Annotated in this window: 16 protein-coding genes; 12 read left to right on the top strand and 4 right to left on the bottom strand. The window is 63.0% G+C overall.

Going from position 1 to position 13,525, the window contains the following annotated elements; genetic code table 11:
- Positions 1-24 precede the first annotated feature (24 nt).
- Positions 25-1,593 (top strand): sensor domain-containing diguanylate cyclase, encoded by a 1,569-nt coding sequence (locus OSW16_RS13900; RefSeq protein WP_267815983.1) that lies wholly within the window; start codon positions 25-27, stop codon positions 1,591-1,593.
- Here OSW16_RS13900 and OSW16_RS13895 read toward each other — a convergent pair.
- Positions 1,590-2,285 (bottom strand): MgtC/SapB family protein, encoded by a 696-nt coding sequence (locus tag OSW16_RS13895; protein ID WP_267815981.1) that lies wholly within the window; start codon positions 2,283-2,285, stop codon positions 1,590-1,592. The two genes, OSW16_RS13900 and OSW16_RS13895, sit on opposite strands and share 4 nt — an antisense overlap.
- Before the next feature lie 407 nt (positions 2,286-2,692).
- Between OSW16_RS13895 and OSW16_RS13890 the strand changes: the two genes are divergently transcribed.
- Positions 2,693-3,160 carry a sterol desaturase family protein gene (locus tag OSW16_RS13890; protein WP_267823964.1) on the top strand — a complete coding sequence of 156 codons (468 nt, stop codon included), beginning with the start codon at positions 2,693-2,695 and terminating at the stop codon, positions 3,158-3,160.
- A 4-nt stretch (positions 3,161-3,164) separates the two neighbouring features.
- Here the strand turns inward: OSW16_RS13890 and OSW16_RS13885 are convergent, their stop codons facing one another.
- Positions 3,165-4,064, bottom strand: coding sequence for a bile acid:sodium symporter family protein (locus tag OSW16_RS13885; RefSeq protein ID WP_267815979.1), 900 nt, complete (start codon positions 4,062-4,064; stop codon positions 3,165-3,167).
- A gap of 192 nt (positions 4,065-4,256) precedes the next feature.
- On the opposite strand from OSW16_RS13885, the gene OSW16_RS13880 reads away from it, so the two are divergent.
- The 10 genes from OSW16_RS13880 to OSW16_RS13835 all read left to right on the top strand — a co-directional run bounded on the left by OSW16_RS13880 (position 4,257) and on the right by OSW16_RS13835 (position 12,156).
- On the top strand, positions 4,257-5,138 hold the full coding sequence (locus OSW16_RS13880; protein ID WP_267815977.1) for a Dyp-type peroxidase: 882 nt from the start codon (positions 4,257-4,259) through the stop codon (positions 5,136-5,138).
- A gap of 86 nt (positions 5,139-5,224) precedes the next feature.
- Positions 5,225-6,133: an aldo/keto reductase gene (locus OSW16_RS13875; protein ID WP_267815975.1), complete on the top strand. Its 909-nt coding sequence runs from the start codon at positions 5,225-5,227 to the stop codon at positions 6,131-6,133.
- Positions 6,134-6,137: 4 nt separating this feature from the next.
- A complete protein-coding gene (locus tag OSW16_RS13870) occupies positions 6,138-7,457 on the top strand; it encodes an NTP/NDP exchange transporter (protein WP_267823962.1) in 1,320 nt (439 codons plus the stop codon).
- A gap of 110 nt (positions 7,458-7,567) precedes the next feature.
- A complete protein-coding gene (locus OSW16_RS13865; protein WP_241803433.1) occupies positions 7,568-7,786 on the top strand; it encodes a general stress protein in 219 nt (72 codons plus the stop codon).
- Between the two features lie 60 nt (positions 7,787-7,846).
- Positions 7,847-8,044: a hypothetical protein gene (locus OSW16_RS13860; RefSeq protein WP_241803432.1), complete on the top strand. Its 198-nt coding sequence runs from the start codon at positions 7,847-7,849 to the stop codon at positions 8,042-8,044.
- An 18-nt stretch (positions 8,045-8,062) separates the two neighbouring features.
- The gene (locus tag OSW16_RS13855; protein WP_267815972.1) at positions 8,063-9,394 is read left to right on the top strand and encodes an iron-containing redox enzyme family protein; all 1,332 of its coding nucleotides are present in this window, start codon (positions 8,063-8,065) and stop codon (positions 9,392-9,394) included.
- Positions 9,394-10,347, top strand: a complete 954-nt coding sequence (locus tag OSW16_RS13850) for a class I SAM-dependent methyltransferase (RefSeq protein WP_267815970.1) — start codon at positions 9,394-9,396, stop codon at positions 10,345-10,347. The genes OSW16_RS13855 and OSW16_RS13850 overlap by 1 nt, the downstream gene beginning before the upstream one ends.
- A gap of 99 nt (positions 10,348-10,446) precedes the next feature.
- Positions 10,447-11,037 carry a 5'-methylthioadenosine/S-adenosylhomocysteine nucleosidase gene (locus OSW16_RS13845; protein WP_267815968.1) on the top strand — a complete coding sequence of 197 codons (591 nt, stop codon included), beginning with the start codon at positions 10,447-10,449 and terminating at the stop codon, positions 11,035-11,037.
- A gap of 122 nt (positions 11,038-11,159) precedes the next feature.
- A complete protein-coding gene (locus tag OSW16_RS13840; protein ID WP_241803428.1) occupies positions 11,160-11,297 on the top strand; it encodes a PSPA7_2676 family Cys-rich small protein in 138 nt (45 codons plus the stop codon).
- Between the two features lie 10 nt (positions 11,298-11,307).
- Entirely contained in the window at positions 11,308-12,156 is an 849-nt protein-coding gene (locus OSW16_RS13835; RefSeq protein WP_267815965.1) for a Ku protein, read from the top strand.
- Positions 12,157-12,260: 104 nt separating this feature from the next.
- Here OSW16_RS13835 and OSW16_RS13830 read toward each other — a convergent pair whose 3' ends face one another.
- Together OSW16_RS13830 and OSW16_RS13825 are read right to left on the bottom strand one after the other, a co-directional pair.
- Positions 12,261-12,926, bottom strand: coding sequence for a glycosyltransferase (locus OSW16_RS13830; RefSeq protein WP_267823959.1), 666 nt, complete (start codon positions 12,924-12,926; stop codon positions 12,261-12,263).
- Positions 12,923-13,522 carry a class I SAM-dependent methyltransferase gene (locus OSW16_RS13825; protein WP_267815963.1) on the bottom strand — a complete coding sequence of 200 codons (600 nt, stop codon included), beginning with the start codon at positions 13,520-13,522 and terminating at the stop codon, positions 12,923-12,925. The genes OSW16_RS13830 and OSW16_RS13825 overlap by 4 nt, the downstream gene beginning before the upstream one ends.
- Positions 13,523-13,525: the final 3 nt, after the last annotated feature.

Below are 13,525 nucleotides of genomic sequence, written 5' to 3'. Positions count from 1 at the left end.
GAACGCGTCAAGGCAAGGACTTCCATGAGGGCGGGCGGAACACAGGACGAAGACGGGCTCTTGAGCGTACCCAGCGAGGTGCGTGCGGTGGCGCTGTTTCGCTTGGTTCTGTCGTTCATGGCGGTTGTGATGTTGACCTTCGTATCGATCGAAGGGTGGCGGATCTGGCGCGATTACAAGCAAGCCTTCGTCAATGCCGAAAACACGGTCAGCAACCTGGCCAGGGCCACGGCGCAGCACGCCGAGGACGCCATTCGCCAAGTGGACGCGATTACCGCTGTGCTGGCAGAGCGCCTTGAAGGGGATGGCTTCGATCATCTCGATCGCCCACGCTTGCACGCGCTGTTGGCACAACAGAAAACCATCATGCCGCAACTGCACGGTTTGTTCGTGTACGGCCCGGATGGCACGTGGATCGTCACTGACCAGGCTTCCATCCCGGCAAAGGCCAACAATGCCGACCGTGACTACTTCGCTTACCACCAGACCCACACCGACCGTGCCGTGCATATAGGCTCGGTGGTACGTAGCCGTTCCACCGGTGACCTGATCATTCCAATCTCGCGCAGGCTGGAGAATCGCGATGGCAGCTTTGCCGGGGTGCTGCTGGGCACGATCAAGGTGGACTGGTTCGTGCGCTACTACGGTGATTTCAAGATCGACAAGCGGGGCGCTCTGGTGCTGGCCATGCGGGACGGGACGATCCTGGTACGCCGGCCGTTTGTGGAGGACGTCGTCGGCCGCAGCCTGGCAAACAGCGAAGTCTTTCGCCACCACCTGCCTCATGCGAGCGAAGGGCTGGTAGAAGCGGTGGCGGTCGTTGACGGTACGCCCCGTCTGTACGCCTATCGCGCCTTGGCGCGCTACCCGTTGGTGGTAGAGGCGGGTTTGTCGCGCGAGTCGATCATTGCGCCCTGGCGGCAAGACGTCATCAAGTCAGCCGTGATCCTGCTGCTGTTGCTGGTGGGGTTGAGTGGCTTCGGCTGGGTGGTATTGCGCCAGTTGCGTGAGCGAATCGCTATCGAAAGGGCGCTGTACCAGGCCCACCAGACCCTCAGGTCGCTGGCCCTGACCGACAGCCTGACGGGCCTGGGCAACCGCCGCAGGCTGGACGCGGTGCTTGATGCGGAAATCCGCCGGGCGCGGCGGCTGGGGCAGGCTGTGGCGCTGGTGATGGTCGATCTGGATTTTTTCAAACTGTACAACGACCGCTATGGCCACCCTGCGGGCGATCAATGCTTGCGCCGCTTTGCCGACTTGCTGCAGCAGGTGTTGAAGCGCCCGGCGGACTTGGCGGTGCGCTATGGCGGGGAAGAGTTCACGCTTTTGCTCCCTGACACCGATGTACAGGGCGCCGAACAGGTCGTCGATGAAATCCTGCAACTGTTGCGCCGCTTGATGATCGAGCATGCCGGCAGCCCGCTAGGCCGCGTCTCTGCCAGTGCCGGCATCGCTGTGGGGCACCCGGCAGTGGACGCAAGCAGCCCCGAAAGCCTGATGTCTGCGGCTGACGGGGCGTTGTATCAGGCCAAACGCCAAGGGCGCGATGGCTATGTCGTTGCTGGCCGCATGGCGATGAGTGCCGGTCATTAGGCCTGTAGCTGCCAGCATACCGAACTGACACCTTTCTCCAGGCTTACCCGGCTGACCAGGCGCTCCAGCTGCGCCGGTGCTTGTGGGTTACCGAGCAACTCTGCCCGCACCTCCAGCCGTGCGGGGGTGGGCAAGTCTTCGCTGTGCAGCGACTGCAGGCGCAGTTGCGGGTCGCTCAGGCTTTGCAGCATCAGGCTGCGTACCTGAATTTCATCTTCGGCACGGCATACCACTCGCACCTCGAAACGGTGTTCGACCTCGCTGGCCGGCACCACGCCTTGGCCGTCCAGTCGTTGGGCGATGTCGCGCAGCAGTATGTTGGCACACAGCACCACCAGGCTACCCAGGGCCGCCTCCAGCAGCAGGCCGAGGCTGCACAGCACGCCGACAGCTGCCGTGCACCACAGGGTGGCGGCCGTGTTCAGCCCGCGCACCGTGAAACCGTCGCGCATGATCACACCGCCCCCCAGAAAGCCAATGCCCGAGACCACATAGGCGGCAACCCGAGACGCATCGGTAGGGGCCATGCCCGGCACCGCCTGGGTCATCAGCACGAAAAGGCAGGCACCCGTGCTGACCAGCGCATTGGTGCGCAGCCCGGTCAGGCGCTGGCGCAGTTGGCGCTCGGCACCGATCAGGGCGCCGAGCAGCAGGGCGATGCTGACACGCAGCAAAAATACTTTCCAATCCATAGCGAACCTCTTGCGCGGGCACATGCCCGCTCTAACGCCATCGCAAATGGCGTGGTTGAAAAACCAGGAATGCGCAGGACCACGAGAGGAGGAAGGAGGAGGGCTCAAGCCATATAGGCTGAGAAAACCACCGTCTGGCCAGTAGCGAGACAGTGGCAGGAAACTGCCGGACTAGCTCGCCGTGTGGGCCTGTCGCAAGCGACTGGGGCTACTGTCCAAAGCAGGACTCCTGTTCAGGGATGCGAAATTGCGGGGCGAACATACGCCGCGGTGTGTGTAGGGGTCAAGGGCGATAACATGACAATGGCTTCATTAGGAAATGCCCTACAGCAAGCCACGGCCGCATGGAAAAAACCGTCGTGACTCGTTACCCTTGCGCCATTCTTTGGCATCCCCCGGACCGTTACATGCTGCTCAATTTCGTTGTGCTGATCGGCACGCTGGTGGCCATGGAAGGTGTCGGCACGCTGGCCCACAAGTACATCATGCATGGCTGGGGCTGGTGGCTGCACCGTTCGCACCATGAGCCCCATCTGGGCATGCTGGAGACCAACGACTTTTATCTGCTGGCCCTGGGCATCATCGCAGCAGTCTTGATGGCCCTGGGCAAGGCCGGCCATGCGCCCTTGCAGTGGGTGGGCGGCGGCGTGGCGGGTTACGGAATACTGTACGTGCTGGCCCACGACGGCTTCTTCCACCGGCACTGGCCTCGCAAGCCGCGACCGATCAACCGCTACCTCAAGCGCCTGGATCGTGCCCATCGCCTGCACCATGCGGTAAAGGGGCGTACAGGCAGTGTGTCGTTCGGCTTTTTCTACGCACCTCCCCTCAAGGTGCTCAAACGCCAGTTACAGGCCCGACGCCGGCGCAACTGAGGCGTCAGTTCACCGTTTCGCCCTTGCCTTGGGCCTCCCCCGTGTGGTGCCCACGGCTCACCCACCAGCCAAACCCCGCCGCCGTGAAGAACATGATCAAGCTATAGAGCGCCGCCGGCACCGCCATGGTGGCGTTGTTGAGCAGCGATGGGCTCAAGGCGACGGCGATCGCCAGAGTGCCGTTATGGATACCGATCTCCATGCCGATGGCTATGGCCTGGCGCTTGGGAATGCTCAACAGGCGCGGCACCCAGTAGCCCACGGCGAGGCTGATCACGTTGAACAGCAGTGCCGCCAGGCCGACCACGGGGGCGTAGGCAACCACGGTCTGCCAATCCTTGGCCAGGGCCAGCGCAATGGTGAAGACCAGGAACAGCGCCGCCACCAGTTTCATGGGCTTTTCCATGCGAGCGGCAAAGCCTGGCGCCCAGCGGCGGATCATCATGCCCAAGGCGACTGGCAGCAGAACGATGGCAAATACCTGCATGACCTTGGCAAATTGCAGCGGGATGGCCTGGTCCGACGCCATGAACCACATCAGTGACAGGTTGACCAGCAGCGGCATGGTCAGGATGGCGATCAGCGAGTTGACCGCCGTAAGGGTAATGTTCAGGGCCACGTCACCATGAGCCAGGTGGCTGAACAGATTGGCGGTGGTGCCTCCGGGGGAGGCGGCGAGCAGCATCAGGCCCACGGCCAGGGCCGCTTCCAGCCCGAAACCGTTGGCAATCAGGAAACAGGCCAGCGGCAGCAGAAGAATCTGGCAGGCCAGGCCGATGACCACGGGTTTAGGGTATTTCACCACGCGCGCGAAGTCGGCCACTGTCAGCGACAAACCAAGGCCTAGCATGATGATGCCCAAGGCCAAAGGCAGGAAGGCGGTAAGCAAGGGCGAAGCGGTCATGATGGCTACTCGGGCAAGGGATCAAGCCAGTCTAGGCCGGGCCTGATCGATAGCTAATTGCAATGGGCCAGCACTTGGTAACCTTTTGTTACTGAAGCACCCGGTTGGCTGATGGCAGCGGGACTGCATGCCTCGTTGCGACCGGCCGCTGCGCGCAGTAGCATTCGCGCTTTTACCAAGGATTTGCCTGTCATGCCGTTCCAGCAAGGGCTGCTTGCCACCCCGGTGCCTACCCAGGCCCGCCACTTGTTCTTCACCCTGCAAGCCCCCGAGGGGTTGCCTGCAGCACTGGATGCGCTGCTGCCGCATGTGGATGGCGAACGCCTGATCATGGGCGTAGGCGCCCCCTTGGCGAAGGCCTTGGGCCGAGAAGTGCCTGGGCTGCGCGCGTTCCCCCAACTGGATGCAGCGGTGGAGAACCCAAGCACCCAGCACGCCTTGTGGCTGTGGCTGCGCGGCGAAGAACGGGGTGACCTGCTGCTGCAGGCCCACGCGCTGGAGCAGGCCTTGGCACCGGCTCTGCGCCTGGCCGACAGCATCGACGGCTTCCTGCACCGTGGCGGCCACGACCTGACCGGTTATGCGGACGGTACCGAAAACCCGGTTGACCAGGACGCAGTCGACGCGGCCATCGTCGCGGGCGAGCAGCCGGGCCTGGCAGACTCCAGTTTTGCGGTTTTCCAGTTGTGGAAGCATGATCTGGAGTACTTCAAGTCGCTGCCCCAGGCGGACCAGGACAACATCATCGGCCGGCGGCTGAGCGATAACGAGGAGCTGGACGATGCGCCGGAGTCGGCACACGTCAAGCGCACGGCACAGGAAAGCTTCGCACCCGAAGCCTTCATGGTGCGGCGCTCGGTTTCCTGGGCCGACCACCGTGGCGCGGGCCTGGCCTTTGTCGCGCTGGGCCGAAGCTTCGATGCGTTCGAAGTGCAGCTGCGGCGCATGAGCGGGCTGGAAGATGGCATCATCGACGGCCTGTACCGCTTCAGCCGCCCGCTGACGGGGGGGTATTACTGGTGCCCGCCGATCACCGACGCACACCTGGACCTGAGCCTGCTGCTGAAGGCTTGAGCAAATATTCAGAAACAGAATCATCTGCCAGGCCGAGGTAGAGCGGCTAGTCTTGGAAGTTTCCGACTTATGACGGGAGCTTTGCCATGTATGCACGTCGCGATGTCCTACGCGCCGGCGCGACTTTGGGGCTGCTGGCTGCCAGCCCTTGGCTACGCGCTGAGTCCCGCTCCGGGCTGCTGACCCGCAAGGTGCCGTCCACCGGCGAGGCCTTGCCGGTCATTGGCGCGGGGACCTCTGGCAGTTTCGAGGTCGAGGCCGGCTCGGCCGACTACCAACAACTGAAGGCCGTACTGAAAGCGTTTTTCGAAGGCGGCGGCAAAGTCATCGACACGTCGCCGAACTACGGCGGGGCAGACCGTATTCTTGGCCAGTTGCTGGAGGAGGGCGGCTGGCACCGGCAGTGCTTCATCGCCACCAAAATCGCCGCCGACAGCCGGGCCGACGCCGAAGCGCAATGGGCGGGCACCCTCAAAAGCCTGCGGACAGACAAGGTTGACCTGCTGCAGATCCACAACCTGCGCGACTGGAAGACCCAACTGCCCTATGCCCGCCAGCTCAAGCAGCAGGGCAAGACCCGCTACGTAGGCATTACGCATTATCTGAACAGCGGCCATGACGAAGTCGCCAGCATCGTGCGTTCCGAACCACTGGATTTCATCCAGATCAACTATTCGGTCAATGCGCCCAACGCAGCAGAGGAACTGTTGCCGCTGTGCCAGGACAAGGGCGTGGCAGTGCTTATCAACCGGGCGTTCGATGATGGTCGCCTGTTTGCCAAGGTCAAGGGCCAGCCACTGCCTGCCTGGGCTGCAGAAGCGGGCGTGAGCAGCTGGGCACAGATTTTCCTCAAGTTCGCGTTCAGCCACCCCGCGGTGACCACGGTTATCCCGGCAACCGGCCGCCCCGATCGCCAGCTCGACCAGCTCAAGGCCGGCCATGAGCCGTTGTTCACCCCCGCGCAGCAAAAAGCGCTGATCGAACAGTTTGCCTGACAACATGACCGGCTGGCGCAAACGCCTGGACCACGGGCTGAATATCCAGCCTGGCGAAGGCCCGGCCGTGATCGGCGGTCTGGCCCTGTTCTACTTGCTGTTCACCGGCTATTTCATGCTGCGGCCGGTGCGCGAGACCATGGGCGTGGCGGGAGGTGTCGACAACCTGCAATGGCTGTTCACCGGCACTTTCATCGCTACGCTGACCTGCCTCCCGCTGTTCGGCTGGCTGGCCTCCAGGGTACGCAGACGGCACATCCTGCCTTGGACCTACGGCTTCTTCACGGCCAACCTGTTGCTGTTTGCCATGTTGTTTGCTCGCCAGCCAGACGACCTGTGGACCGCACGGGCCTTTTACATCTGGCTGTCGGTATTCAACCTGCTGACAATCTCACTGGCCTGGAGCGTGCTGACCGATCTGTTTTCCACAGAGCAGAGCAAGCGCCTGTTCGGGCTGCTGGCAGCGGGGGCCAGCCTTGGTGGGCTGAGCGGGCCGGTACTGGGTACGCTGCTGGTTGCCCCGCTGGGGCATGCCGGGCTGGTGTTGCTGGCCGCTTTGTTCTTGCTGGGCAGCATCGCCGCCGCCGTCTATCTGCAACGCTGGCGCGATCGCCAACCACTGCCTGTGCAGAACCAACAACCCGCGTCGCGGCCACTGGGCGGTAACCCATTTGCCGGTGCGACGGCTGTACTGCGTTCGCCGTACCTCTTGGGCATTGCCCTGTTCGTGGTGCTGTTGGCCAGTGTCAGTACTTTCTTGTATTTCGAGCAGGCGCGCATCGTCAGCGAAACCTTCACCGACCGTACACGCCAGACGCAGGTGTTCGGCCTGATCGACACAGTGGTCCAAGCCCTGGCCATCCTCACCCAAGTGTTCATCACCGGTCGGCTGGCCAAACGCCTGGGGGTAGGGGTGTTGCTGGTGGCAGTGCCGCTGGTGATGGCGGCAGGCTACGTCTGGCTGGCCCTGGCACCGGTATTTGCGGTGTTCGTGGTGGTGATGGTGGTTCGCCGCGCAGGTGAATATGCCCTGGTCCGGCCGGGGCGGGAGATGCTGTTCACCGTGTTGCCCGCCGAGGACAAATACAAGGCCAAGAACTTCATCGACACCGTGGTTTACCGCGGGGGCGATGCGTTGAGTGGGTGGGTCAAGCGTGCACTGGATGTGCTGGGCGACCATCCGCAACTGGCCATGATGATTGGGGCAGCCATTGCCCTGGGCTGGGGCCTCACCGGTGGGTGGCTGGGGCGGCGGCAGCGCACATTGGATGCCCACGGCACACAACCGGCTGGCGCGCAAAATACACCGCCACCGGTTATTTAACGCCACCGGTCCGAACGCGCGGCAATAAAACGAATCCCTCGCTATCGCCAAACTCCGAACCTATGTACGGCGCTCGCCGTGCATCCAGAAGTCACATGAGGTTTCAGACCATGGCAAACAAAGACAACAGCCGCACCGGCAGCCAGGGCGGCCAGGGTGGCACCAAGAACCCCGGCAACTTCGCCAACGATCGGCAAAAAGCCTCCGAAGCTGGCCGCAAGGGCGGGCAGTCCTCAGGCTCCGGCATGGCCCACGACCGTGAGTCGGGCCGCAAGGATGCCGATATGCACAAAGACCGCGAGTCGGGCCAGAAAGGCGGCCGCTCGTAAGTGACGAGAGCGCGGTGTCGGACGCTTCGGCACCGCGTTCAGTTAGAAAGAGGACGTCCCATGCGCACCACAGCCATCATCATTGCCTTGAGCAGCCTGACGCTGCTCGGCGGTTGTTTCGATCGTGACCCCGATCACGCGGCGGAGGATGCCGACCACAGCAAACCTTCGCTGCAAATGCAGCAGCCCGATGACAAGCCTGCGCCACAACCTGCACCTGGCCCTGAGCCGATGCCACGCGAAGGCCAGAGCCAATAGTCGACAAAGGAGCGAGGCATGACGGTTCTGACGCGTAGCAACCCCTACAAGACGCCGGCGCCAACCGCACAGCCGCTGAGCAGCCGCTACCATGCGATATTGTCCGGTGACTACACCACTGCCCGCCAGTGGCTCGCCGAGCAGTTCGCGAAGGCGAACGCCATGGCCGATGACCTGCCGGACACGCCTGATCAGTTGCAGGCATGGAGCGCGCGTCACGCCGCACAGGTTGCAGCCGAACACGCCGCCTACCTGGCCCAGCGCCGTGAAGGCGCGCCTCGGCGGTATTTTGCCAACCGCGCCCAGGCACTGTGGTTCCTGCAACAGGTCGCACCGACCAAGGTCGTCGATGGCGCCTGGCTTCATGGGGCCCTGCGCCACTGGCAAGACCCGCGCTACCACGGCCTGATCCGCACCTACCTCGAGGAGCTGGGCGACGGCGATCCGCATTGCAATCATGTGTTGATCTACCAGCGGTTGCTGGGCAGGCTCGGCTGCCTGGAGGGTTTGCCTCTGGAGGACGAGCGCTACCTGCAAGGGGCCGTGCAACTGGCGTTGGGCAGCTGTGTGGAATGGTTTCTGCCCGAAATCATTGGGTACAACCTGGGTTATGAGCAGCCGCCTCTACATTTGCTGATCACCACTCACGAACTGGCCGAGCTGGGCATCGACGGCCATTATTTCCAGCTTCACGTCACGATCGACAATGCTGCCAGTGGCCATTCCAGCAAGGCCATTAAGGCGGTTCGGCAACTGTGCCCGGCACAGGATGCCGAGGTGTTCTACCGCCGAGTCAGGCACGGCTACCGCCTCAATGATCTAGGCACCGACACACCGACGCTGATCGGCAGCTTCGACCTTGAAGCCCAATTGCTGGCTGCATTGGAGCGCAAGCGCGTGTTCGGGCAGTTCATGCACGCTGACCGTTGCCGACTGCAGGAGCGCACGGTCAACCAATGGCTTAGTGAACCCTCGGCGCTACCGGGATTCTTGCAAGCGCTAGTGGCGCAGGGTTGGATCAAACGCGGGCAGAACCCAGCCGACAGCCGCTGGTGGTCGCTGATCGATGGCCCAGGTGCGCCGATGTTCGGGGTGTTCAATGCCTACGAAAAGCAGTTGTGGCATGACTGGATCGCTGGCGACTGGCAAAGCACGGTGCGCCGCGTGCCGCCGGGCAGTTGGGAAGCTGCCTTGCACCAGCAGCCCAATGGCGAACAACGCCATGAAGTGATTGATATCGAGACCTTGATCGAGCGCATGGCAGGCAATCAGCACGCCTTGCCTCAGGGGCTTGCCGCCACTCGGGCGTACCTGCGTGCCACAGGCCTTGGCGAGGAGGGACCGCACTGATGACGCTTGACCCGCAACAAACCCGGGCCGACGAAGCCCTGCTTCAACTCGGCCGGCGCCTGCGCGCTGACGGTTACCGGTTCACCTGCGTAACGCCTGCCACCCATGCCTGCAACAATGCCCGCGCCGGCGCCGAGCGGGCCGCCAACCTGCGTGACGTGTTTGGTTGGAGCCGCCCATTCCCAGCCTCATTGATCAGTGCCGACGAGCTGGACCAACTCAGCACCGCGCACGTGCTGTACGAGGACGGTGACCTGCTACGCAGCCGGGTACGTTGGTCCAGCCTCGATGATCTGCTGCTGGTGCATTCCGCCTACCCGACCGAGGCGGCTGATGCGGTGTTCTTCGGCCCTGACAGCTATCGCTTCGCCCAGGTCATCCATGACCATCTACAACGCAGCCCGGTACGGGTCGAACACGCGGTGGACATTGGCTGCGGCAGCGGCGTCGGTGCCTTGCTGATCGCGCGCGCGGCGCAGCATGCCCAGGTCAGCGCTGTGGACATCAACCCCCTGGCACTGCGGTACACCGCGATCAATGCGGCGCTGGCGGGGGTGAGCAATGTATCCATTGCCCACAGTGACCTGCTTGCGGGCATCAGTGGCCATTTCGACCTGATCGTGGCCAACCCACCCTACATGCTCGATGACGGCCAGCGTACGTATCGCCACGGTGGCGGTTCTCTGGGCGCCGATCTGTCACTGCGCATCATCGAGCAGGCGTGCGAGCGTCTGAGCCCTGGCGGGTCACTGCTGCTGTACACCGGCGTGGCGATTGTCGAAGGCCGTGATCCTCTGCTCGAGGCTATTCGCCTGCGCCTGGCGGGGCCTGAATGGGCCTGGGTGTACCGTGAGGTCGACCCGGACGTATTCGGCGAACAATTGCTCCAGCCAGGTTATGAGCATGTCGAGCGCATCGCTGCCGTGGCGCTGACGGTCAACCGCAGTGCGTGACGCGCTAGTGCGCCTTGCCACCACTGCGGGGCTTGCAATCAGTTAGCGTTCACCGACAATGGCAGCGCCCTTAGCAAGCCATTCGGAACGCCCTGCGCCATGATGCTGACCCAGCAATTTCCCGCCATTACCTTGGCCGACACCCTGTTCGTATTTGCCCTCGAGGCGGAAGCCGGCAGCGTATTCGCTGACGTCCATACCGTGTTCACCGGCATCGGCAAAGTCAATGCTGCCATCGCCCTGACCAAGGCGATCGAGCGCCAGCGGCCCAAACTGATCGTCAACCTTGGGTCGGCAGGCAGCCAGCGGTACGGCAAGGGGGAGGTGGTGTGCTGCACGCGCTTCGTGCAACGCGACATGGATGTGACTGCGCTGGGCTTCGCCCGCTACCAGACGCCGCTGTCGGAAGTTCCGGTGCTGCTCGAACATGGCCACGCGATAGAGGGGCTGCCACTGGGCACTTGCGGCAGCGGCGACAGCTTTGAGGTCAGCCACGGGGATGCCCCGTACGACATCGTCGACATGGAAGCCTACGTTTTAGCGTTGATCGCCCGTAATGAAGGCATTCCGTTCGTGTGCCTGAAATACATTTCCGATGATGCCGGCAGCGATGCGGCCCAGGACTGGTCCGTGCAGGTGCATCTGGCCGCCGCGGCGTTCAAGCGCGTGCTGTTCAGCAGCGAAACCTGATCAGGCATGACAGCCAAGCCAGTGTCGGTAGCAAACCCGTAGGGCACTTGGGCTAAACCTTCCGCCCGCCGCGCAGTCATTTCAGGTAAGTGCCCGACATTTGCGGGCCGAGGAGGTGGCTGATGACCTTTGTCTGCCTACTGCGTGGCTGCCATTGGCGTGCCATGGTCAAACCCGAAGTGCCCGGGCTGCAGTGCCAGCTTTGCGAGCGTTGTGGCGCGCTGCGCTACTGCCAGCCCGGTCATCCCCTGCAACCCTAGGAGGCACGTCATGGCCAGGGCAATCTGGAAAGGTGCGATCAGTTTCGGCCTGGTGCATATCCCGGTATCACTGAACACGGCGGTGCGCACCGAGCGCGTGGACTTCGACTGGCTGGACAAGCGCAGCATGGAGCCGGTCGGCTACAAACGGATCAATAAGGTAACCGGCAAGGAAATCGACAAGGACAACATCGTCAAGGGCGTGGAGTACGAGAAAGGCCGCTATGTCGTGATCAGCGAAGAAGAGATCCGCAAGGCGAGGCCGGAAGCGACCCAGACGATCGATATCTTTTCGTTCGTGGCTGCCAGCGAAATACCGCTGCAGCAGTTCGATACGCCGTACTACCTGAGCCCGGACCGCCGCGGCGGCAAAGTCTACGCCTTGCTGCGTGAAACGCTGCAGAGCACTGGGAAGGTGGCACTGGCCACGGTCGTACTGCACACCCGCCAACACCTGGCATTGCTGCGGCCGCTGGATGACGCGTTGGTGATGATCACCTTGCGCTGGCCGGAAGAAGTACGTGGGCTGGATACGCTGGAGCTGGACAAAAGCGTGACCGACACCAAGCTCGACAAGCGCGAACTGGCCATGGCCAAGCGCCTGGTCGAGGACATGAGCGGTTCGTGGGCCCCGGATGACTACCATGATGCGTTTCGCCAGACCATCATGGACCTGGTGGAAGAGAAGGCCAGCAAAGGCAAGATCAGTGTGGTGGACAAGGGCGAGGGGGGCGAAGCCGAAAAAAGCGCCGATATCATCGACCTTACCGAACTGCTCAAGCGCAGCCTCGGTGGCAAAGCTGCGAAAAAAGCACCTGCCGAAAAGAAACCTGCCAAGCGTACGCGTAAAGCTTCATGAACGCTTGGGCGGGTTGCCTGCCTTGTTAGCACGGCATCATTCAGATAGAGCGCCATCCACGCGGCGCTCTATCTGAAGAATTCCGAAGAGCATGGTCCAGCTGATCAACCGCCCAAACGCACCTGCAGCCCTGCCAGAAAATCCCCAAACCCATCACGCGCCCGGCTGTCCCTCCGGCTGCTGGTCGCAACACTGTGCTTGGCGGTCCAGACGATCTGCGCGCCGCTAGCCTCCAGGTCGCGGACCAGCTGCACGTCCTCGTGCGCCGCCAGCGGTTGAAAGCCGCCCACACGTTCATAGGCGCGGGCACAGACCCCCAGGTTGGCCCCATGAATATGCCGGTGGCCTTCACAGGCCTGATACCCGCTGCGGTACAGCTTGCGCAGCGCCGCACGCTGCCACGGCTGCCAGTGTTCGATATGTACCGTGCCGCAGACCACCTCGGCAGTGCACGCCAGTTGCCACAGCAACCAGTGCGAGGGCACTTGGCTATCGGCATCGGTACAGGCCAGCCACTGGGCGCCGCGCTCCAGCATCAGGGCCGCGCCAAGCCGGCGGGCCATGCCGACACTGCCAGCTTCCACCGCCAGCGTGCGTACACCGAAGCGCGCCGCCACCGCCGCACTGGCATCACGGCAACGGTCCAGCACCACCAACACTTCAACCTGATGCCCTGCCTGCTCGGCCAAGGCTACCGCCGCTGCCATGGCCTTGAGGCAGCGCCCCAGCCGTCGCGCTTCATTATGGGCAGGAATGATGACGGCAATCATGAGCATGTCTCGTCCAGGTCGACCACGCTGGGCTCCGCTGACCAGTATTCCAGCAAAAAGTCCGCCTCTTCATGGCGAAACACCGGGTACAACGGTACATGCTTGGCCAACAGCTGGTGCACCTCACGCCCATCCTGGGGGCAGCCTGCGATCGGATGGCGCCAGTGACAGGCCAGCAGGCCACCGTCATAGGTCAGGCTTGCGACCGACTGCTCGATCACCTGCAACCAGTCGGTTGGGTTCAGGTAGTAACCCACTTCGCTGAGCACGATCAGGTCGAAGCTGCCGCCCGGCCAGTCCGCCGGCAAGCGGCCAGCGACGACTGAAGCATTGGGCAACCCCGCCAGGCGCTGGCGGGCCAGGGAAACTGCAGTAGGGTCAAGGTCCTGGCAAAGCAGCTCGGCACAGCGATCGGCCAGCGCTGCGCTCAGCTCGCCATTGGCACAGGCGGGTTCGAAGACCCGTTGGTAGCACTGGCGCGGCAGGCTGGCCATCAGCAGGTCACGCTTGCGGCGTTCGTACCACCGGGTGCGAAATGCCCAGGGGTCGTCATTGCTGGAATACAGGTCGGCGAAATATTGCGCATCGATACTCATGAC

Origin of the sequence: Pseudomonas putida (genome assembly GCF_026625125.1) — a bacterium.
GTDB lineage: Bacteria > Pseudomonadota > Gammaproteobacteria > Pseudomonadales > Pseudomonadaceae > Aquipseudomonas > Aquipseudomonas putida_X.
The sequence above is the reverse complement of the archived record's forward strand: the minus strand, read 5'-3'. Positions and strand labels throughout refer to the sequence as shown.

What these genes read in the sequence shown, in the direction of transcription:
- OSW16_RS13900 (WP_267815983.1), top strand. Translation starts at nt 25, where the DNA reads ATGAGGGCGGGCGGAACACAGGACGAAGACGGGCTCTTGAGCGTACCC.
- OSW16_RS13895 (WP_267815981.1), bottom strand. Translation starts at nt 2,285, where the DNA reads ATGGATTGGAAAGTATTTTTGCTGCGTGTCAGCATCGCCCTGCTGCTC.
- OSW16_RS13890 (WP_267823964.1), top strand. Translation starts at nt 2,693, where the DNA reads ATGCTGCTCAATTTCGTTGTGCTGATCGGCACGCTGGTGGCCATGGAA.
- OSW16_RS13885 (WP_267815979.1), bottom strand. Translation starts at nt 4,064, where the DNA reads ATGACCGCTTCGCCCTTGCTTACCGCCTTCCTGCCTTTGGCCTTGGGC.
- OSW16_RS13880 (WP_267815977.1), top strand. Translation starts at nt 4,257, where the DNA reads ATGCCGTTCCAGCAAGGGCTGCTTGCCACCCCGGTGCCTACCCAGGCC.
- OSW16_RS13875 (WP_267815975.1), top strand. Translation starts at nt 5,225, where the DNA reads ATGTATGCACGTCGCGATGTCCTACGCGCCGGCGCGACTTTGGGGCTG.
- OSW16_RS13870 (WP_267823962.1), top strand. Translation starts at nt 6,138, where the DNA reads ATGACCGGCTGGCGCAAACGCCTGGACCACGGGCTGAATATCCAGCCT.
- OSW16_RS13865 (WP_241803433.1), top strand. Translation starts at nt 7,568, where the DNA reads ATGGCAAACAAAGACAACAGCCGCACCGGCAGCCAGGGCGGCCAGGGT.
- OSW16_RS13860 (WP_241803432.1), top strand. Translation starts at nt 7,847, where the DNA reads ATGCGCACCACAGCCATCATCATTGCCTTGAGCAGCCTGACGCTGCTC.
- OSW16_RS13855 (WP_267815972.1), top strand. Translation starts at nt 8,063, where the DNA reads ATGACGGTTCTGACGCGTAGCAACCCCTACAAGACGCCGGCGCCAACC.
- OSW16_RS13850 (WP_267815970.1), top strand. Translation starts at nt 9,394, where the DNA reads ATGACGCTTGACCCGCAACAAACCCGGGCCGACGAAGCCCTGCTTCAA.
- OSW16_RS13845 (WP_267815968.1), top strand. Translation starts at nt 10,447, where the DNA reads ATGATGCTGACCCAGCAATTTCCCGCCATTACCTTGGCCGACACCCTG.
- OSW16_RS13840 (WP_241803428.1), top strand. Translation starts at nt 11,160, where the DNA reads ATGACCTTTGTCTGCCTACTGCGTGGCTGCCATTGGCGTGCCATGGTC.
- OSW16_RS13835 (WP_267815965.1), top strand. Translation starts at nt 11,308, where the DNA reads ATGGCCAGGGCAATCTGGAAAGGTGCGATCAGTTTCGGCCTGGTGCAT.
- OSW16_RS13830 (WP_267823959.1), bottom strand. Translation starts at nt 12,926, where the DNA reads ATGATTGCCGTCATCATTCCTGCCCATAATGAAGCGCGACGGCTGGGG.
- OSW16_RS13825 (WP_267815963.1), bottom strand. Translation starts at nt 13,522, where the DNA reads ATGAGTATCGATGCGCAATATTTCGCCGACCTGTATTCCAGCAATGAC.